At 44.8% G+C, this 19,285-nt stretch carries 17 protein-coding genes; 9 read left to right on the forward strand and 8 right to left on the reverse strand.

Features of this window, described 5'->3' with window-relative positions; genetic code table 11:
* The first annotated feature begins 25 nt into the window (after positions 1 to 25).
* From H140_RS0100475 to H140_RS13635, 3 genes are all read left to right on the forward strand, one after another.
* Positions 26 to 721 (forward strand): HAD family hydrolase, encoded by a 696-nt coding sequence (locus tag H140_RS0100475; protein ID WP_019671687.1) that lies wholly within the window; start codon positions 26 to 28, stop codon positions 719 to 721.
* Positions 722 to 900: 179 nt separating this feature from the next.
* On the forward strand, positions 901 to 1,839 hold the full coding sequence (gene ubiA / locus H140_RS0100480) for a 4-hydroxybenzoate octaprenyltransferase (RefSeq protein WP_033426732.1): 939 nt from the start codon (positions 901 to 903) through the stop codon (positions 1,837 to 1,839).
* 127 nt (positions 1,840 to 1,966) lie between these two features.
* Positions 1,967 to 2,566 (forward strand): DUF4112 domain-containing protein, encoded by a 600-nt coding sequence (locus tag H140_RS13635; protein WP_227672946.1) that lies wholly within the window; start codon positions 1,967 to 1,969, stop codon positions 2,564 to 2,566.
* On the opposite strand, the gene H140_RS0100490 is transcribed toward H140_RS13635, so the two are convergent.
* The 3 genes from H140_RS0100490 to efp all read right to left on the reverse strand — a co-directional run bounded on the left by H140_RS0100490 (position 2,532) and on the right by efp (position 5,324).
* Entirely contained in the window at positions 2,532 to 3,323 is a 792-nt protein-coding gene (locus H140_RS0100490; protein WP_019671690.1) for a hypothetical protein, read from the reverse strand. The two genes, H140_RS13635 and H140_RS0100490, sit on opposite strands and share 35 nt — an antisense overlap.
* 10 nt (positions 3,324 to 3,333) lie before the next feature.
* Positions 3,334 to 4,518 carry a hypothetical protein gene (locus H140_RS0100495; RefSeq protein WP_033426734.1) on the reverse strand — a complete coding sequence of 395 codons (1,185 nt, stop codon included), beginning with the start codon at positions 4,516 to 4,518 and terminating at the stop codon, positions 3,334 to 3,336.
* Between the two features lie 233 nt (positions 4,519 to 4,751).
* The gene (gene efp, locus H140_RS0100500; RefSeq protein WP_019671692.1) at positions 4,752 to 5,324 is read right to left on the reverse strand and encodes an elongation factor P; all 573 of its coding nucleotides are present in this window, start codon (positions 5,322 to 5,324) and stop codon (positions 4,752 to 4,754) included.
* A 132-nt stretch (positions 5,325 to 5,456) separates the two neighbouring features.
* Between efp and epmB the strand changes: the two genes are divergently transcribed.
* Complete coding sequence (epmB, locus tag H140_RS0100505) at positions 5,457 to 6,608, forward strand: EF-P beta-lysylation protein EpmB (RefSeq protein WP_019671693.1); 1,152 nt, start codon at positions 5,457 to 5,459, stop codon at positions 6,606 to 6,608.
* A gap of 49 nt (positions 6,609 to 6,657) precedes the next feature.
* Entirely contained in the window at positions 6,658 to 7,152 is a 495-nt protein-coding gene (locus H140_RS0100510; RefSeq protein WP_201546808.1) for a c-type cytochrome, read from the forward strand.
* Positions 7,153 to 7,181: 29 nt separating this feature from the next.
* Here H140_RS0100510 and H140_RS0100515 read toward each other — a convergent pair whose 3' ends face one another.
* Both H140_RS0100515 and radC read right to left on the reverse strand, forming a co-directional pair.
* Entirely contained in the window at positions 7,182 to 10,022 is a 2,841-nt protein-coding gene (locus tag H140_RS0100515; RefSeq protein ID WP_019671695.1) for an acyl-CoA dehydrogenase, read from the reverse strand.
* A 259-nt stretch (positions 10,023 to 10,281) separates the two neighbouring features.
* Complete coding sequence (radC, locus tag H140_RS0100520) at positions 10,282 to 10,962, reverse strand: RadC family protein (RefSeq protein ID WP_019671696.1); 681 nt, start codon at positions 10,960 to 10,962, stop codon at positions 10,282 to 10,284.
* A gap of 432 nt (positions 10,963 to 11,394) precedes the next feature.
* Here radC and coaBC point away from each other — a divergent pair, with 432 nt between their 5' ends.
* On the forward strand, positions 11,395 to 12,645 hold the full coding sequence (gene coaBC / locus H140_RS0100525; protein WP_019671697.1) for a bifunctional phosphopantothenoylcysteine decarboxylase/phosphopantothenate--cysteine ligase CoaBC: 1,251 nt from the start codon (positions 11,395 to 11,397) through the stop codon (positions 12,643 to 12,645).
* 737 nt (positions 12,646 to 13,382) lie between these two features.
* Here the strand turns inward: coaBC and H140_RS0100530 are convergent.
* Positions 13,383 to 13,631: a hypothetical protein gene (locus H140_RS0100530; RefSeq protein ID WP_019671698.1), complete on the reverse strand. Its 249-nt coding sequence runs from the start codon at positions 13,629 to 13,631 to the stop codon at positions 13,383 to 13,385.
* Positions 13,632 to 13,716: 85 nt separating this feature from the next.
* On the opposite strand from H140_RS0100530, the gene nfsA reads away from it, so the two are divergent.
* Together nfsA and H140_RS0100540 are read left to right on the forward strand one after the other, a co-directional pair.
* Complete coding sequence (gene nfsA / locus H140_RS0100535; RefSeq protein ID WP_019671699.1) at positions 13,717 to 14,523, forward strand: oxygen-insensitive NADPH nitroreductase; 807 nt, start codon at positions 13,717 to 13,719, stop codon at positions 14,521 to 14,523.
* Between the two features lie 74 nt (positions 14,524 to 14,597).
* Positions 14,598 to 15,359 (forward strand): sulfite exporter TauE/SafE family protein, encoded by a 762-nt coding sequence (locus H140_RS0100540; RefSeq protein WP_019671700.1) that lies wholly within the window; start codon positions 14,598 to 14,600, stop codon positions 15,357 to 15,359.
* 88 nt (positions 15,360 to 15,447) lie between these two features.
* On the opposite strand, the gene nrdD is transcribed toward H140_RS0100540, so the two are convergent.
* Entirely contained in the window at positions 15,448 to 17,388 is a 1,941-nt protein-coding gene (gene nrdD / locus H140_RS0100545; RefSeq protein ID WP_083932615.1) for an anaerobic ribonucleoside-triphosphate reductase, read from the reverse strand.
* Positions 17,389 to 17,534: 146 nt separating this feature from the next.
* Positions 17,535 to 17,993: an anaerobic ribonucleoside-triphosphate reductase activating protein gene (gene nrdG / locus H140_RS0100550; RefSeq protein WP_019671702.1), complete on the reverse strand. Its 459-nt coding sequence runs from the start codon at positions 17,991 to 17,993 to the stop codon at positions 17,535 to 17,537.
* A 639-nt stretch (positions 17,994 to 18,632) separates the two neighbouring features.
* Between nrdG and H140_RS0100555 the strand changes: the two genes are divergently transcribed.
* Entirely contained in the window at positions 18,633 to 19,271 is a 639-nt protein-coding gene (locus tag H140_RS0100555) for a DNA-3-methyladenine glycosylase family protein (protein ID WP_019671703.1), read from the forward strand.
* The last annotated feature ends 14 nt before the right edge of the window (positions 19,272 to 19,285 follow it).

Genomic DNA, 19,285 nt, shown 5'->3' on the forward strand with positions numbered 1-19,285 from the left:
TGAGCTTAACGACAAAAGGTGAACTATGAGTGATGTAGAAAGTGAGATTGCAAACAAGTCGTTAATGATTTTTGATTGGGATGGCACTTTGATGGATTCGATTGGCTTGATTGTCGAGTCCATGCATATTGCTGGTGAAGCTCATGGCTTTACTACGACAGATGATGCGGTTAAATCTATTATTGGGTTAAGCCTGATTCGGGGTATCCAGATTTTGTACCCGCAAGCGACCCTAGAGCAGCAAGCCGCTATTCAACAAAGCTATGCAGATTATTATATTCAGACCAGTGTGGCACCCAATCAGCCGCATTCGCAGTTTTTCGTTGGCATTGAAGCCATGCTGCAACAGCTGCAAGCGCAAGGCAAACAGTTGGCAGTTGCTACCGGCAAGAAGCGGGCAGGTTTAGATAGAGTGATGGATTATGCCAATAGCCGTCATTATTTTGTCACCAGCCGCTGCGCCGATGAATCAGGCTCAAAGCCAGATCCGCAAATGCTGCTAGATATCTTGGCAGAAACTGGCGTTGACGTGGCCGATGCCTTATTTGTCGGTGACAGCATTCACGACATCCAAATGGCTAAAGCGCTGGGCATGACTTCTATTGCGGTGAATTATGGTGCAGCCAATGCCGAGACGCTGGCCGCTGAAGAGCCGACTTATCAGGTTGACACACCGCAGCAGTTGATTGACTTATTAACGGGTAACTTAACCGATAATTGAATGGGTAATGAATTTGGTCAATTGGCATTGACCTAATAACCCAATAGTTTGTTGCCCAGCTAGCAAGCTTCTTTTTCAAGCTTTATTAATATAGACACAAACCAACCATGACACAGACCAAGTTTACTTCTCAACACTCTGTTGCCTCACGCCCTAAGTTAAGTTGGCGACAAAAACTAATGGCATATATCCATCTCACCCGCTTTGATAAGCCAGTAGGGATTGAGCTGTTATTGTGGCCTACTTTATGGGCAGTGTTTTTGGCTGCTTTTGGTGCTCCGCAGCCGTTGCTAGATGATGCGCTAAATCCTAACAGTGCACCAAGCACACTATTTCCACAATTACCAAGTTTAAAAGTAATCCTTATTTTTGCCCTCGGTGCAATCTTGATGCGGGCGGCTGGTTGTGCGATTAATGATTTTGCCGACAGAAAGGTTGATGGGTCGGTTTCACGCACAAAGAATAGACCGCTTGCAGACGGCCGTTTAAGCGCAAAAGAGGCAGTTGCAACGTTTTTAGTATTATCAATAGTGAGTTGTAGTTTACTATTGTGGTTACCGATACAGGTGTTTTATTGGTCGTTTGGTGCGGTGGCACTGGCATTTATATATCCCTTTATGAAGCGCTTTACTCATCTGCCACAAGTGTTTTTGGCGGCGGCTTTTGGTTGGGCTATTCCGATGGCGTATGTGGCAGTGCAAGGTGCGCCAGATATGTGGTGCTGGCTGTTGTTTGCCGCCTATATGTGCTGGACGATTGCTTACGATACTCAGTATGCAATGGCGGACAGAAATGATGATTTAAAAATCGGCGTCAAGTCGACCGCTATTTTATTTGGTCGTTATGATGTGGTGATTATTGCAGCGCTACAAACGGCCTTTTTGTTACTGATGGGATTGGTATTGGCGCATTATTTTGCAGCAACTAAGGTTGGGATGATACCTGTCTATGGCTTAGGTTTGGTGGCGGTTTTATTTACTCAACAAAATAAAGCCTGCGCTACCCGTGAGCCAATGGTGTGTTTTAAAGCGTTTTTGGCCAATGTCTGGGTCGGTCGTTATTTGTTCTTATTGATTTCTATCAGTTGTTTATGGGTGGCATTTTATGGGCATGCGTGATGTTCAATCGTCTCAGTCCTCAACGTCGACTAAGCCGACAAGCTCAGCTAAAGAGGCATTGCCGCTGGGGGTAGACTTTGAAGCTAACTTAAGGCAGCAAGGGCTGACCCGTCAGCAAGTGATTGAAATGGAGCGCAGCTTGGCAAAGTTTGCCAATATGATGGACTCTGTGGTGCGTGTGCCTTTCACCAAGCAGGGCGTGGGCGCAGATGCCGCCTTATCTACCTTGCCGATCGCGGGTGATGTGGCAGGGCTTGTGCTGACAGGATATGCCTTCTTACTGGGAAGAAAAATGGGGGTGCCGGCTCGTAAGCTAACTCCTGCCGTCCGCTTGGCGATCATTGACCTGCTGGTAGGTGTGGTGCCTGTGGCTGGGACGGTGATGGATATCTTTATTCGACCAAGCCGTAAGACTTTAGAGATAGTGCGTGAGCATCTGCAAGCCGAGTATGGCATTGCCGATACCTTGCACGTTGATCGTCCCTTTATGCACCAGTCATTACAAAAGAAGCAGCAGCGTTCTGGTTTTTGGCGCAACCCAGTGGTGGCTTGGATATATTTGCATATTCCAGATATTTTGGGCTTCTTGTTTTTACTACTGATTGCCGCTGCTTTGTGGGCAGGTATTAGCTGGTTTATTGGACTATTGACTGGTATTGATCTTGGATTAGGATTGAATTCAGCGGTTAACTCTATTGGGCTTTCACTACCGCCGTATCCGTACTGATCGCATCTAAGGTAGTCGCTTGTCCTTCAAATAGCAGATCAATTGAGCTACCGCCTTGATGGGTGACCAGTTCAATACTGCCATCGACAGAGCGATAGGTGGGATTATTGCCTTGAGCTGCTGGTGCCGTCAATACGATCACTTTACCAGAAGGTAGGCGTAGATTCGCTCGCAGCTCAGAAGTTGCTGAAGTTAGGAAGGTGATATACATACTGTGGCCCTGCTTATCTTGGTACTCGACTTCGGTGATTTGGGTCTCTGGTGCCAAGCTTGGAGTAGCTGTGTTGAGTGATGTAGAGGGTGTCTGATATGATTGGATTGCTGCGTTACTATTTTTATTGACATTTGCATTTGAGTCGATATGGTAAGGATCTAGCGCAGAAGATACCGTACCAGTAGCTGAGTCTGCTTCCATATTTGTTGTATCAGACATAGCAAAAAGCTCAGAAGCAGCTTGTGTGTCGCTGTCAGCATTTGCTATGCCATCTGGGCTTGCCTGTGTATCAGATGTGTTATTAGCTAGGGTCTGAGATTGGGCGTCTGTCTTCGTATGAGTATTTTCTTGCGTATGAGTATTAGTAGGATCTTTGTCTGTTTTTTGACAGGCGGTCAGCAACAAACTGCCAGTTAATATTGTCAACATTGTCACTAAGCCAGCGGCCGTTGAGAGGCTTTTTTTGCTGTCTTTTGACTTATTTTTTGCTGAGTGTATTACAAATGTGGGTGTTGGCGTACGCAAAGCATTGATAAAGCGCATAACTCTCTCTTTAAACTGGATTGAAAAACTCATTATCTAATAAATATTGAGCCTGTGAGTGTTTACTTTTTAAGGTGTTTTGTACTGTTTGCAAGCTGCTGGCAGCGCTGTCACCGGTCTCGTATTGCTGCTGCGCTACTTTTTGCAACGGATTTAAGCAGTCTTCAATCAACTGCTGGATACGACTAATTTTTTGTTTAATTAAGGCTTTTTGATGCTCACTTAACGGCGGTAGCTCATCCACTTCTTTTGAGCCATTTTCGCTATTTGAAGATTGTGCGCCAGATGCTTGTAAGTGAGCAGTTATTGATTGGCGCAATAGCTGTGGCAAGGCTTGTGCCAAAATCTGCTGAAAGGCTGGTAAAGACGGCTGCTGGCTAAGTAGAGCTTGGCTATAAATAAAGGTCTGCTCGGTCGCAGCGGTTAACTGTCCCAATTGAATGAGTAAATCATCACCTAGCAGTGCATCATGTTGCGCCAGTGCAAGCTGTGTTGGTGCGGCTTGATCACGGTCTATCAGATAGCTTAGACCTTGGTCTTTTAATTGTTCTGTGCTGGCAGGCTGTTCTAATGCATCCGCTTTTAATATCGGCGCTTTGATACCTTGAGCACTGGTTTGGCTGCTGCCATCAGGCTGATATTCACCATACACTGCCTGCAAATAACTGCGATTGGCCAGAATATTACTGGCAACCTGAGCCTGTCCCTCTTGTTGTACTTGTTGCAAAAACTCTAAGATAGACGTCAGCTGACCGTAGACAGCATCTTGGCTGGTCAGATCATTGGTGCTATCTATAATGTGCTGCTCGGCATAGTCTTTGTCGAGACTCAAATAGGTATCAATGATTTCTGGCAAGCGGGTACCGGTGAGTTTATCAACATGAAAACGCTGTTCTGGTGCCAGATTGACACCGGCTAAAGTCAGATATTGACTGTGAATCTGGGTCAATAATTGTCGGAAGCTAATCGGCAGACTCGGTAAGTTGCGATAAGCGTTAATGTGTTGGGCAATCTGTAATTGCTCAGCTGTGGGCTGATTGGCATTGGCTTGGGTAGCTGATTGACGATGACCAATAAAAGCCTGACCTTTATTTTTATTTGCCAACAGTTTTTGCTTTGACCTGCCTTTGACCACAAATACAGTGGGGACAATGACAATAACGCTTAAGATTAAAAGTAAGAGGGGATAAGACATGGCAAGTTGGCTGTGTAATAAAGGGTGAATAAAATATAAGCGATAGTTATTGACTATTTCAGACAGAAAAGTAGCCAAAAAAGCAGACAGAAAAAAAGCCAGACCCATCAGTGATAAATAGTGCGATGGCAAGCTGCTGCGAGTAGAGCACCGTTTAACTGATTGAATCTGACTTTTTATGACCTTATTTTAAATCAGGGATTTAGCTGATATTAAAACAAGCATCAACTGTGCTATTGAACGCGCGTTTGATATTCGCCAGTACGGGTATCCACACGGACCACTTCGTTTTGTTGTACGAATAAAGGCACACGAACCACAGCGCCAGTTTCTAGTACAGCTGGCTTACCGCCACCGCCAGACGTATCACCACGGACACCTGGATCGGTTTCAACGATTTCTAACTCGACAAAGTTAGGTGCTGTGACCGATAATGGTACACCGTTGAATAGGGTAATGGTACACAAATCGTTACCGTTTTCTTTTAGCCATTGCTTCGCATCAGCCATTGCAGTAGCATCTGCTTGTAATTGTTCAAAGGTCTCAGGGTGCATAAAGTGCCAGAATTCGCCATCGTTATATAGATAGTTCATTTCGGTATCGATAACGTCAGCAGCTTCTAGCGACTCACCTGATTTGAAAGTTTGCTCAAGCACTTTGCCTGTACGTAAGTTGCGTAGCTTGACACGGTTAAACGCCTGACCTTTACCTGGCTTGACAAATTCATTATCAATGATGGCACATGGGTGGCCGTCATACATAACTTTAAGACCGGCTTTAAATTCGTTGGTTGAAAAACTTGCCACAATATTGCTCCTGATGCTTTTCAAGTTAATAATAAAATCCGATGATAGGATCTAATGAAGGATATGTAGGATAAATGTAGGACTATTTAACGTTTCAGTTATACATACACTAAATTACCTATAATGAGTCACATGATAAACCATTTACCCCAACAAAAAAATAGGAAAATCCCTTTTGTATCCTCTGATGATAACCAATCTGAGCAAAGTTTGCATCCTAGCGAGCATAAGGATGAGGCTAGCATGGTTATTAATAGTGATACCAACAAGTGCCGCACTGCAGATGAAGTTAATCGGCAGACCCTAGTTAATTGGCAGACTCTATTGGCCGAGGTCATTACAGATTTAGATTGGCTGTTAGCTAAGTTGAATATCAGCCATATCAAGCCTGAACTATATGTGCCAGAAGGCTTTAGCTTGCGTGTGCCCAAAGGCTTTGTTGCCAAAATGCAGCCAGGCAACCCGCAAGATCCATTGCTGCTACAAGTATTGCCAAGTAAGCATGAGCAGGTTGCGGTGACTGGCTATGTGCCAGATCCGTTGGCTGAAAATAATCAAAACCCCATAAAGGGCTTGCTACATAAATACCACTCGCGCGTATTAATAACAGTCACAGGGGCTTGTGCCATCCACTGTCGTTATTGCTTCCGTCAGCACTTTGACTATCAAGCTAATATGCCGCGATCTGAGCAGTTAACCCAGATTCAGTCGTATATCAGCGAGCATCCTGAGATTAGCGAGGTGTTGCTCAGTGGTGGCGATCCTTTAACCTTGTCCAACCGCCGCTTGTTTTTGTGGTTACAAGTGTTAGAGGATTTGCCACAGGTGCAAACCATACGCATCCACACCAGATTGCCGATTGTGATTCCTGAGCGTTTGGATACAGCGTTGCTAGACAGATTGCAGCAAAGCCGTTGCCGTATCGTGATGGTGCTACATAGTAACCATGCCAATGAGATTGATGCACACACCAAGCAATACTTGCTGCAAGCCAGAGACAAGGGCATAACACTGTTAAACCAAACGGTGCTGTTGGCAGGGATTAATGATACGCTTGAGGCACAAGTGGCGCTCAGTGAGCGTTTGTTTGAGGCTGGCGTGTTGCCTTATTATCTACACGTACTCGACAAAGTAGCTGGTGCCGCACATTTTGATATGCCACAGGCACAAGCGGTAGATTTGTATTGGCAGATGTTGGCTAAGCTACCAGGCTATTTGGTGCCAAAGCTGGTGCAAGAATTGCCAAATCGGCCCTTTAAAACGCCTGTTGATCTATATAGATAAAAGTAACCGTAATAAACCTTAAAAATAAATTTCAATGAGTGAGTGAAGCATGTTTTTGTTCAAATCAAGTTCTATGGCGCCTTGGGTCACACTCTTTAAACCAATATCTGTGGTGATGGCGGTGATTGGCGCTACTGCGCTGACCGGCTGTACGCCAACACCGCCAGATCATAGAGCGCAAGTCATCGCACCTGTCTATGATGGTGGCGATAGTATCCAAGGCAAAAAGCTCTATGCTGATCACTGTGAACAGTGCCATACCCTCAAGCCTGGCAGCAACAAAAAAGGCCCACAGTTAATTGGGATTTATATGTCGCCTTCAGCTGTTCTGGAGGATTATAATTATAGTGAAGCGATGGATCAGGCCAATTGGGTGTGGGACGCTAAGACTCTAGATGCCTATATTGCAGATGCTGAGGCAGCTTTGCCAGATACCAGAATGTTGTCAGATCCGATGCCGAATGCGCAAGACAGACAGGATATTATTGCTTATCTGTCTACCTTGGGACGAGATCCTGTACTTGACTCTGAATCAGACAACTAAAACAACTCCCTGGTTATAGTAAGGGCTTGCTACTTAGGCTCAGAACCCTCTTGTGCAGTATCTGTTTGTGTATCTTGATACTGACCATGATTTTTTGCCATTCGCTTTTGCAAAATAAGCTCAGCATCACGCACACGAGGATCGTCTAAATCTAGCTCATCTAAATTAACAGTACCTTGATTTAAAAAATCTTCTGAGTTTAGGTTTGTATCTAACCCTGAGATGCTTGTGCCAGTTGCGTTATCAGTGGTTGCGTTATCGGCATATATGGCAGTAGAGTCTGCATTAGACTCAATATCTGAATGAGCATCAAAATCAGAATCTGCTGTCTGTAAGTCCTTTTCAAGCTCAGCAATCACAAATGCCGTTAAATTTTCTGCCGCATTCTCTAGTGTATGGGGGTTATGACGTGGTAGCGCTTGTTGCAAGCTGTCATCAAAAATATCGGTAAGTAGGGCGTCAAAGCGCACTGCATTATACTCAATTAATTGCTCGGACTCTTGCTCGGTTATTTTGCCATCTTTTAATGCAGTCAAGACATGGTCTTCGAAGGTTAAACCCAAAAACTCGCCTTTATGCTCTGCTTTTTTAAAGGTCTGCCATAAAGGCTCAACCTGACGCAGCATTTGATAAGCATTTTCTATACGCCCTGTGCTGCACTCTGGGTTGGTCGAATAATATACATAGTTTTTGAGTTGTTCACGGAAGGGGTTGTCTTCACCATCGACCATGATGAGATCACCAACTTTTTGTTTCAGCGCATCGCTTGGCTTGTTGGTAAAGCGGCCAAACGGGAAACACACCTTTTGTACCAAACTGGCGGCCAGACGATTTGGGAAGTTGGCAAACAACTCAAAAAAGGCTTCTTGGATGGTGTACAGTGATTTCTCTAATGCCAAGCGGGCATGTAAACGCTCCGCCTCAGACTGACTGCCTTGCGCATAATATTGCAAAATTGCACTCATAATAAATAGCTGTGCATGAATATCGGCCAAACGACCAGACAGCATTTCTTTGCGCTTTAAGTCACCAGCCAATAAGCCCAGCGCCATGTCAGCGGTCAACGCAAAGTTGGCACTCAAGCGGTTAATCTGTTGATAATAAGGACGGGTGAAACTGTCAGCAAAATCAGGCGCTTTGCTACTGCCACCAACGAAGCCAGCCACAAAGGATTTGGCACCACGGTTAAAGGTGTAGGCCAGATGCTTGAAGAATAAGGTATCAAACTGCTTTTGCGCCTTCGCCTTATCTTCGCTTTGTAGCAGCTGCAACTCATCAAACAAGTAAGGGTGACAGCGCATAGCCCCTTGCCCAAAGATCATCAGCGAGCGGGTCAGAATATTAGCGCCTTCCACAGTAATGGATACCGGAATAGCCTGATAAGGTAGGGCTAAGAAGTTACGGGGGCCTAGCTGAATGGCACGGCCGCCGACAATGTCCATGCCATCGTTGACCACTTGGCGCATGGTTTCGGTAGCATAGTATTTCGCCATAGCAGTCATCACCGATGGGGTACCACCTTGGTTAAGACCACAGGTTACCAAATGACGGAACGCTTCTAACATATAGGTGTTACTGGCGATGTCACTGCTGGCATCTTGCACGCCTTCAAACTTACCGACTGAAATTTTAAACTGCTCACGTACCTTGGCAAAAGCGCCAACTGTTAAATAGCTCATTTCGCCAGCTGAGGTCGACAGCGCAGGCAGGGAGATACCACGACCAACAGCCAGACATTCCATCAGCATGCGCCAGCCTTTACCCACGTTGTCCACACCGCCAATGATGAAGTCCAATGGGATAAACACATCTTTACCCACCACTGTACCGTTCATGAAGGGTGAGCCTGGATTGTGACGTGGACCAGTCTCTACTCCAGGATGGCCAGCTGGAATGAGGGCACAGGTAATGCCGTAATCCATCTTTTTATCATCACCCAACAAGCCGTCTGGATCATAAAGCTTAAAGGCGAGACCAATAACCGTTGCAACAGGGGCAAGGGTAATCCAGCGCTTAGAGAAGGTCATATTCAGACCAAGTACTTGTTTGCCCTGATAGTTACCATAGCAGACAATACCAATATCTGGAATGGCACCCGCATCTGAGCCAGCTTCAGGACCAGTTAAGCCAAAGCAGGGAATTTCGGTGCCAGCAGCCAGTCCGGGCAGCCAGCGCTGCTTTTGTTCTTCAGTGCCGTAATGCATCAACAGCTCACCTGGGCCTAGTGAGTTAGGCACCATACAAGTTACTGCTGCGGTTAAGCTGCGTGAGGCAATTTTGCTCATAATTCGGCTTTGAGCATAAGGTGTAAATTCACGGCCACCGTAGCTTTCTGGGATAATTAACCCCAAAAAGCCATTGTCTTTAATAAACTGCCACGCTTGAGGTGATAAGTCTTTATCATGATGATGAATTTGCCATTCATCGAGCATGGCGCATAAGGTTTCTACTTCGTTATCAAGAAAAGATTGCTCTTTTTCTGACAAGGTCGGATAAGGGTAACTGGCAAAGGTATCCCAGTCTGGTGCGCCCATAAACAGCTCTTTTTCCCACCAGCTACTGCCTGCATCTAGCGCTTCACGCTCGGTATCACTCATATTCGGCATGGCAGCGGCTAGTTTTTTATAGGCAGGCTGGCTAATGAGCTGGTTGCGCATTGGTCTGATAAATACGATTAAGCTGGCAGCTATCAGAGGTACGCCAAGGAGTAAAGACCAAGGTGTAATAAATACGGCGGTCGCCACAGCCACAATAATAATCACCGCGACAGCAACAGAGCGGCTCAAGGCATAGAAAAATACCATTAATAGCGCCAGCAGTTGGATAGCGATGGCTAATAGCAGTAAGCCAACTAGAGTCAAAGAAGACATAGTAAATAACCTAAAAATAAGCAGCCAAAAAAACAAGCACAGTAACTAAGCGTAATAGCAACTTAGAGTAACAGTAACTAAGAGAATAATAAACAACCTAAATAAAGAATTAAACAGTTATAACGTGATGAACAATGGGTATTATGAGTATAGGGTAAGTAGGTATTGATAGATAATCAAGACCAGAATCTTTACAGTGCGTTATTTTAATAAGTTCTGTACAGACGCTAATAAACAACATATAGATAATATGCAGCCATTAAAAAGGCTCAATCCCTGTTTCAGCAAAAGATACCGTTTGATTGCGACCGACAATAATATGGTCTATCAAATTAAGATCTATTAACTGACAACCCTCTTTTAAGGTTTTGGTGAGATGAATATCAGCGGTAGAGGGAGTGGCATCTTGATTGGGATGATTGTGAGCAATAATCAGCTGACTGGCACCAAGATTTAAAGCGTGGCGCAGCACTTGCTTAACGCATACCGAACAAGAAGAAATACCGCCAACAAACAGCACGCTAAAATCGAGCAAATTTAAGCCATTGTCCAAGCACAGCACTGCGAATACTTCCTTTTTTTCACGCCGCAATTGGGTGGTGACATAATCTTTCACCACTTGTGAGCGGTTGAGTGCGCTACCTGTTTTTAGCTGACTGTTTAAATAGCGTTTGCCCATCTCCAGGCTGGCAAGCAGCTGAGCGTATTTGGCAGGACCAATGCCATGGCACTCTAATACCTCGGCTTTTGGTGCGGCTAAAAGCTCAGCAATACTGCCGAAGTGTGCAATCAAAGATCGTGCAAGCTCAATGGCAGACTGATCCTTGGTGCCGGTACGCAAAAATATTGCCAGTATTTCGGCATCTGTTAAGCTTTCTGCACCGTACTTGAGTAGTTTTTCTCTGGGTCTGTCATCTTCGTGCCAGTCTTTGATTGCCATTGGCGTCATCCATGATATAGTCAAAGTTAAGATAAATAGCGGTTCAATTATAAGCGGTTCAATTATAAGCGGTTCAATTATAAGCGGTTTAATTATAATAAGAAGCGATAAACTGCTTGCTGTCTTTCAATTTGAGTCTAGCAATTAACCTACCTGATTGACAGCAGTATTGTATAAAATAGCAAACAATACAATTAAGTTAGTATTTAACTTTAAATCTATGAACCGTATTGGCTTGTCGCTCAGAACATAAAAAACTGCTAAAAGCATCTTTAAAATCAACAAAAACTTGCTACCATAAGCACATTTTTATGATTCTAGCTATTTGGCTTTCTAACTATTTAAATTCTAACTATTTGGCTTTCTAACTATTTAAATTAAAGCGCTAAAACAAACGTAAACATAACGATATAAACAAGGCAACCCAACCTCATGACTGCAATTTTTACCCCCGTTACTCCAGCGACCACTGACATAACCAATGTTTTGCTTGCCATTACAGGTGGTATCGCCGCTTATAAATCTGCCATGCTCGCCCGTCTGCTGGTCAAAGAAGGCTTTAATGTGCGGGTGATAATGACCCAAGGGGCGCAGCAGTTTATCACGCCCTTGACCTTGCAAGCCCTAACTGGTAATGGGGTGCATACTGAGTTACTAGATACTGACGCAGAGCTGGGTATGGGTCATATTGAGCTGGCAAAGTGGGCAGACTTAATGCTCATCGCCCCAGCATCTGCCAATACTTTGGCACGCTTAGCGATGGGTATGGCGGATGATCTATTGGCGACCGTCTGCTTGGCAACCGCTGCCCCTGTCCTGATTGCGCCGGCGATGAATCAGCAGATGTGGGCACATCCAGCCGTGCAGTTAAATATACAGACCTTAACAGACTTAGGGTATGACATTATCCAGCCTGACAGCGGTATTCAAGCCTGTGGTGATATAGGAGCAGGGCGCCTGCCAGAGCCAGAGGTGCTATGTCGCCGTGTGCTCAATTTCAAAGCCAAGCACAATACGCCACAATGCTTGGCCGGCAAAAAAGTAACCATAACCGCAGGTCCTACGGTCGAGTCTATTGATCCAGTGCGCTTTTTGTCCAATCATTCAACTGGTAAGATGGGTTTTGCATTAGCTAGAGCTTGCCGAGATGCTGGCGCAGAAGTCACTTTGATTGCTGGTGGTAAGGTGGACTTGACGACGCCACTTGAAGTACGGCGTGTCGATGTGATGTCAGCCAGTGACATGATGCAAGCGGCCAATCAGGCAGCAGAAGCAGGCTGTGATATTTTTATCGCCACTGCCGCCGTTGCTGACTATCGTACCCGTGAAGCCGCACCCCAAAAGATTAAAAAGACCCAAGATCAGATGACGCTAGAGTTGGTCAAAAACCCAGATATCTTAGCCACGATTTCGCACAGTTACCCAGATATGTTTGTAGTGGGTTTTGCTGCTGAGACCCAAGAGGTCGAAAAATACGCACGAGGTAAGTTGGCTACCAAAAACTTAGACATGATTGCTTGTAATGATGTGTCCCGTGCTGATATTGGTTTTGCCAGTGATGCCAATGCAATGACCGTATTCTTTGCTGATCAATACCAGCAGTCACCACAAACTTTGGCCAAAGCCAGTAAAGACGATATCGCCAAGCAGTTAGTGGCTTTGGTAGGGCAGTTACAGTCTTAATGAGGGTTAAGACAGCAAAAAAGCTAAATCGTTGAGATGGGCAAGTCATATATTTGCAATGTACCACCATTCACATCCAACACAATCTGGAGCCAATCCCGCCATCCGCTCATATCTTGCCCACCCACTGGCGCAGTGACTATTGGCTAGGCGCGTTCCAACATACGAGCGACCACGCCTAGCCAAGTCACTGCAAGCCAGTGGTCGTCCAAGGATACCCGCTACTGTCGGGGCTAAACCGCATCCCGCATCCACATTCAAGGCATAAACAATAAATCCATCCCCTGAGAAGCGTTAATAAAAGCTCTGGGAGAGCTTTTTAGCTTCGCAAGAGCCAAGCTGTGCTTAGCAAAAGGAAAAAGAAGGGAGTTTTATGCCCACATTCAAGGCACAAATAAAGCTCATTTTTGCCGTCTAAATGTTGGGTGTCGTACCTCGATACCAACCTACAAATTGTGCAATCCATCAAGTTTTGTACGGCAAAAGAAAGTAGCGTGGGTGTTAACCCACGTATATTACGCAATGTATTCATAATCCGTGGGTTTTGCGTTGCGACACCCACGCTACACGTCGTGCAATCAATAAATTACGTAGAAAGCTTGCACGATGTAAAGTCCCCCTTTTTCAAAGGGGGATTAGGGGGACTTCCACCGTGAGTGTGAATGGGTGGTGCGGTTTAACCCTTGAGCACCGCCAAAAAACTGCACTGCAATTTTAGATGCGCAAGAGAAAATCGCTTAAAGGCGATTTTCTAAAGCGGATATACTTGGTAACGCAGGATTGGCTCCAGCAGTATTTTGATTAGAAATGTTTAATAAAGGTTGGGTCAGGTTGGCTGTGGCTTTGTAATCAAATTGCTTTAGTTGTGTATCGATGACGTATCTTAGGCCTGTGGTGCTGGCGATTAAGTGCGATAATTTGTGCGGTGAAATGGTGCTGTGATAGGTAGGGAGGAATCCAAGGTTTATAATAGACGCAGTTGCCATTTTTGAACCAGTTTGTATTTCAATAAACCAGGGTGTTCATCATTATTGATGTTATTTAATACTTATGTTATTTAAGGGGAAAATTATGAGTCAAGCTATTGCACATCCAGTGACCAGTTCTACCATTGAGACTTTGTTAAATCATCGCTCTGTGCGTCAGTTTACGGATGAGGCGGTTGCGCCTGAGGTGTTGGAAACTTTGTTTAATGTTGGGCGTATGGTGTCAACTTCAAATTATTTACAGGCGGTGAGTGTGGTGCGGGTGACTGATCCTGAGCTTCGTCGTAAGTTTCGCCAGATTTCGGTGGATATGGATGAGGAAACTTATAATAAAGCAGTCGCTGAGGGCAAAAAATTAGGGCATCCGTATGTGGAGACAGCGCCTGAGCTTTTGATATTTTGTATCGATACTCATCGTCATCATCAACTGGTGCCAAGTGCACAAACCGACTGGATGGAGGTAACTTTGATTGGGGCGGTGGATGTGGCCTTATTTGCGCAAAATATGATGGCGGCAGCCGAGTCGATTGGGTTAGGGGGCGTATATTTGGGCAGTATGCGCAATGATGTGAAGCGAGCTTCCGAGCTGATTAATGCGCCTGAGCATGTGTTCCCGTTATTTGGAATGTGCTTGGGCTATCCTACCGAAGAAGCGAAGCAGATTGCGCAAAAGCCACGCTTGCCACTAGAGGCTTTGGTGTCCGAAAATAGCTTTGAGCCAGCCACGCAACCACAGTTGGATAGCTATAATGCAGAAGTGCGTGCTTATTATGAGGCACGTGGTGATCATAAGCTGGCTGACTGGACAGCACAGGTTGAAAAAACCTTTGGTACACCGTTACGTTCTGACGTGAAGGATGTGCTGAATACGCAGGGTTTTGGTAAGCGCTAATGGTTTTTATGCTAAGCTGTGAGTAGGACGTCACATTTAACATAAATTGTGACACTTAATACTAGTGGTTTGCGATGGATATTGAGTCTCTACTGTTATCAGCCATATTCGCCATAGCGTCACTGCTACATGGCATTAGTGGTCTGGGCGTTACTTTGGTAACCACCACAGCGCTGGCGAGTATGTATCCCCTGCAGCACGCCATTATTTTGATTATTATCCCCTCTATGATGCTCAACCTCATGACTTGGATGCATGGGGGTGAGCGCAGTATGTGGGGCGATTTCGTTTATTACCTAAAAAATTACTGGCTATTGGCCTTGATGAGCCTTGTGGGCAGTCTGCTGGGTGTGAAGTTGCTACTTTGGGTCGACAGCAGTTATATTTTGTTGCTGTTGGCGGCAGTGATTGCCTTTTATGTTGGCAGTCATGTGCTGGGCAAGCGTATTGTTTTACCCAATACCAAGCCAGTATTGATTGTTACTGGTGTTGTGGCAGGTATTATTGGTGGCGCAACCAACGCGATGTCAACGATTTTGTTGATGTATTTATTGTCAGCAACTGAGGATAAAAACACCATCGCCAAGGTGGGTAATATGTGCTATTTCTTGGGTAAAGTGGCACAAATCATTATCCTATGGGAGCCAATCAAGGCGCTACCAAGCAGTGACTGGATGTTGATTGTGCTGTTGACGCTGGTTTCTGTGATGAGTATTATGCTTGGTATCAAGTTACGCCAGTATTTGTCGCAAGCCAGATTTCGGCAATTGGTCTTGGTTATTTTGACTGTGCTTGGCTGCCGAGTGGCTTGGCAGGCGTTTAGTGGGTTACTTTAACTCTTGTAAAATAAAAGCAAATAGGGCGCATATTGATATACGCCCTGTTTGCTTTTAATAATCTGAGTTGTCTTTCAACAAAGATAGCCTAAGCGACCTGTGTCACTTTTTCACGATGATAATGACGCAATTGATGCTCACGTCTGCGTCCTTGGCTAAAGGCAGAGACCCGTTTTAGATAGCCGATAATGCGAGTGGCATGATCCACATCCTGCGAACCACAGGCTTCACAATGATATTGGGTGGCCTTGTCAATGTGCTGACACTCATTACAAATGGTGGTGCGCACGTTGATACAAAAGTACTGACAACCTGTCTTAGCAGCGATATCTAATATCTTGCGGTATTGGGCATGGTCTAGGCTGTCGTCTAAGTTAAGATGCAACGCTGAGCCACCGTCTAACCACTGGGTCAACTCACGTCCATGTAGCATAAATTTGTCTAAACTGGTGGTGCTGGTGTCTTCGACGAGGTATAAGTATGAGTTGTAGCAATCACGGTTGACCTGATAGCCGTCACGTTTGTCCCATTTGGCATTTTTGATACCTAGGTTTTCAGCAGGCACAAATTCGGTATTAAATTTTACCCCGTATTTGGCACTGGCTTTGCGGTTTTCATCATAAATGGTTTTTAAAATGCCATTCACAAACTCACGGTAAGCGGCATTGTTACCGACCACGATGCCTTGGCTTTCAGCGGCTTCGGCCATACCGTTAATACCTAAGGTCAAAAACTGCTTGTCCAGTTGGATAAATCCAGCGTCATATACAGGCAGCAAGCCTGCTTCCAGATAAGATTCGATTAACTTACGATAGCTGACTTGATAGCGGTGGATTTTGCGAACTTCGGCCGCCAAGTCACTGCCGTTTTGGGTTAAGCGGTTTAGGTTTAAGGTGATGACGTTGATTGAGCCAGTCGCCACACCGCCAGCACCTAAGGTGTACGAGAAGCTGTGATCGCTAATTTCGTTACGCAAACGACAGCAAGACGCCAGTGAGTCTGGATTATCACTTTGGTAGATAAAGAAGCTATTTTTTTCCGCCAGTTCTTTGGCCAATAAGTCGGCGTATTCATCATCTTTACATTGGCCATTTTCGGTCAGCATGGCACAAGTGACCACAGGGAAGGTCAAGATGGCACGTTTGCGCTCTTCATTAAACCAGCTTAAAAAGTGAGCTTGCAACTTTTTGACCGTATTCCACACCGGACGATCACCATCTGGGAACACAAAATTAGTGAACATCGCTTCAAAGTAATACTGATCATACAAAGAGATGTTCCAGAATACACTTTGGTAGCCACGTGCTGCGGCCGGCTGGTTAATCGAGTACACCACTTGCTGGAAATAATTGTTAATCAGATCAGGATGAGTCTCTAAGTAGTCTTCGCCATAATCTTTGCGAGCAAAGTAATCAAAGTAGGTCAAAAACTCAACCGTGGCCACTGCGCCAGCAAATTGTGAGCTAATAGCAAACACTAGGTTGATAAATGACCCACAAAACGACGCTAAATGCTTAGGTGGCTCAGACTCACCGCCCAGTTTTTTTAAGCCATCGAGCAAGAATGGATACAAAGAAACAGACACACAATAAGGCTTGAGGCTGGTCTCATCATGCACATAGATTTCGTGATCTTCAATCTGGCGCAGGTACTCTTGCGCCTCATCTTCACCAAATAATTTGCTGATCTCTTGTTGCACTTGGCGGCGATTAATCTGGATAAAATAATCCTTCATAATCTCAGCTTCTAAGGTGGCGATATTCTTAGTGGTGACGTTAGCGTTGGCATCAACACGTGAGCCATCAGCCGCATTTTGTGCATGGATATAGTCATCAATAAAGGACAGTTTGTCGGTCAGTTGCTGTGAGGTTAACTTGGTCATGTTATTTCCCTTTTTGCCCTGTTTTGTTATTGGGTTGTTTCTATGTTTGGTTGATTGATTATTTAATTGATTGTTTATTTGATTGAGTGATGTAGTTTGGTTAAATCGTTGGGTTAGGCGACTGAGGCAACTGGATGCTTTATCCATCCTCAAGGATTTAGGGGGATTTTGCGATACTCATTAAAAATCCATCCCCAGCCCTTCCTTTGGAAAAGAAAGGGAGTTAAACCCCTCATAATCCACCGCCTGCATTCTAAGTTGAGATTGGCGTTATCAGCTATCAGTAAAAGACTTTAGCCAGCTTCTCGGTGAAATAAATGGTTTAACGTCTCACCAGTATGGCAGTTGATAAACTTCTGATTGGTGGTTGGCTGATCTAACCCGCCCAATTCCCTGATCCAAGGTCCGGTTTTTAGATAGGTTAATTGTGCCTGTATCTTAGGGTCGATCTGCTCTAACCCTGTGTATAACGCTGTTTTTAATTCAGCTTGGTTGACCTGTTTTAAGGCGGTAAGTAGCGCCTTTGGTTGCCATTCTCCGCCCATAAATAGCACACAGCTGATCAGACCTTGATACTGCTGCAATAGTTGTTGTAAAACTGCCTCAGTTAATGGGTTACCCAAATTAGGGTTCCAAGTATCTGCACGATGACAGCCACGACATTTCACGGGGCATCCTGCTATGGTTAAGGCCAAACTAACTTCGGTTGGCACTTCTTGGAAGACGATATCGTACTCGACTAGGTTCAACATACAGGCACCCATGGTTGGATTAAAAACACTATATATAGTAGGCAATTTGAATTATAAACACAACATGTAGTTTTAGAGATTGAAGCTTATTCAGCTTGGTTTTGTGCTTTTATTTGAAATTTCGTAACAGTCTATGTATCGATTATGGAGGGCTGATTGAGAAAAATTGAGCGTGGGATAACCTAGGTTAAGAAAGCCTTACTAATATTATGGGTTTAGATGTTGTCGGTAATCCTTTGCAGAATAAGGGCGCAACTGGAATAAAAGCAAACAAGTGTTGAGTACAAAAGAGCACTGCGATAACTCGTTAATATTTTTGATGATTTATCCAATCAGTTCGTCAGTTTAAATTGGACTAGGATTAGTTTTATTCAGCTTATAGTCAGCGAACTACTAAACGCTGTGTTTCGCTAAGCCTACCTTTTTGGAGTACTTGCGCTCGGTTGTCTTGCCACCATTTTAGACTTCTTTGACTATATATATGGATATATGGATATATGGATAAGTAGTTTTAGTTGTAAGTTCTGTTTTTTAGTGAGGTATTTTTAGTGGTTGGATTTGGGCAGAGTGATTTGATATGTTTATTGATAAAAACTGATAAATAAAAATGGATAAAAATGAAAAGACTAGGAAACATTTATGACAAATGTGCGTAGGAGTATCGCTAATTCAAAAGAACTGAAGGCGCATATTGAGCGCCTAATTGAGATAGAGCCTCGTTTTGCATCTATCTACCGACAAATCGGTGTGCCTGATTTGCGCCGAAATGAAGGTGGATTTGGCCGCCTAATGCGTGCCATGGTAGGGCAACAGTTGTCGGTGGCAGCGGCCAGTAGTATTTGGCATAAGCTAGAAGTTGCTGGATTGACTAAGCCACAGAGTATTAGAGACGCTGATGATGAACAACTGCGGAGGCAGGGTCTGTCGAGACAGAAGATTCGTTATGTGCGCTCGTTGGTAGAGCACAATATTGATTTTGAGGCATTGAACGAGTTGCCAGATAAAGAGGTGATTAAGACCTTAACTGAGGTCACTGGCGTTGGTAACTGGACGGCAGAGATGTATTTATTATTTAGTCTTGGGCGGGCGGATGTGTTGGCGGTAGATGACTTGGCAATTAAAGTGGCAGCGATGGACTTATTAGGGCTTGATGCCAGACCAACTCCCAAACAGTTGCGTGAGTTAACCGCACACTGGTCACCGTATCGCAGTGCGGCCAGTTTGCTGCTGTGGGAGTATTATGGCTGGCTAAAACAACGTGACGCGTTGCCGGTTTAGGGTTATTTATTATT

It is taken from the genome of Psychrobacter lutiphocae DSM 21542 (assembly GCF_000382145.1).
GTDB lineage: Bacteria > Pseudomonadota > Gammaproteobacteria > Pseudomonadales > Moraxellaceae > Psychrobacter > Psychrobacter lutiphocae.

Bases quoted from the DNA above. Each gene is read 5' to 3' on its own strand.
- nrdG (WP_019671702.1), bottom strand. From the start codon at position 17,993: ATGTTGAACCTAGTCGAGTACGATATCGTCTTCCAAGAAGTGCCAACC.
- H140_RS0100495 (WP_033426734.1), bottom strand. From the start codon at position 4,518: ATGTCTTATCCCCTCTTACTTTTAATCTTAAGCGTTATTGTCATTGTC.
- H140_RS0100515 (WP_019671695.1), bottom strand. From the start codon at position 10,022: ATGTCTTCTTTGACTCTAGTTGGCTTACTGCTATTAGCCATCGCTATC.
- radC (WP_019671696.1), bottom strand. From the start codon at position 10,962: ATGGCAATCAAAGACTGGCACGAAGATGACAGACCCAGAGAAAAACTA.
- H140_RS0100555 (WP_019671703.1), top strand. From the start codon at position 18,633: ATGACAAATGTGCGTAGGAGTATCGCTAATTCAAAAGAACTGAAGGCG.
- H140_RS13635 (WP_227672946.1), top strand. From the start codon at position 1,967: ATGGAGCGCAGCTTGGCAAAGTTTGCCAATATGATGGACTCTGTGGTG.
- coaBC (WP_019671697.1), top strand. From the start codon at position 11,395: ATGACTGCAATTTTTACCCCCGTTACTCCAGCGACCACTGACATAACC.
- ubiA (WP_033426732.1), top strand. From the start codon at position 901: ATGGCATATATCCATCTCACCCGCTTTGATAAGCCAGTAGGGATTGAG.
- H140_RS0100530 (WP_019671698.1), bottom strand. From the start codon at position 13,631: ATGGCAACTGCGTCTATTATAAACCTTGGATTCCTCCCTACCTATCAC.
- nfsA (WP_019671699.1), top strand. From the start codon at position 13,717: ATGAGTCAAGCTATTGCACATCCAGTGACCAGTTCTACCATTGAGACT.
- H140_RS0100475 (WP_019671687.1), top strand. From the start codon at position 26: ATGAGTGATGTAGAAAGTGAGATTGCAAACAAGTCGTTAATGATTTTT.
- nrdD (WP_083932615.1), bottom strand. From the start codon at position 17,388: ATGGATAAAGCATCCAGTTGCCTCAGTCGCCTAACCCAACGATTTAAC.
- H140_RS0100490 (WP_019671690.1), bottom strand. From the start codon at position 3,323: ATGCGCTTTATCAATGCTTTGCGTACGCCAACACCCACATTTGTAATA.
- H140_RS0100510 (WP_201546808.1), top strand. From the start codon at position 6,658: ATGTTTTTGTTCAAATCAAGTTCTATGGCGCCTTGGGTCACACTCTTT.
- H140_RS0100540 (WP_019671700.1), top strand. From the start codon at position 14,598: ATGGATATTGAGTCTCTACTGTTATCAGCCATATTCGCCATAGCGTCA.
- epmB (WP_019671693.1), top strand. From the start codon at position 5,457: ATGATAAACCATTTACCCCAACAAAAAAATAGGAAAATCCCTTTTGTA.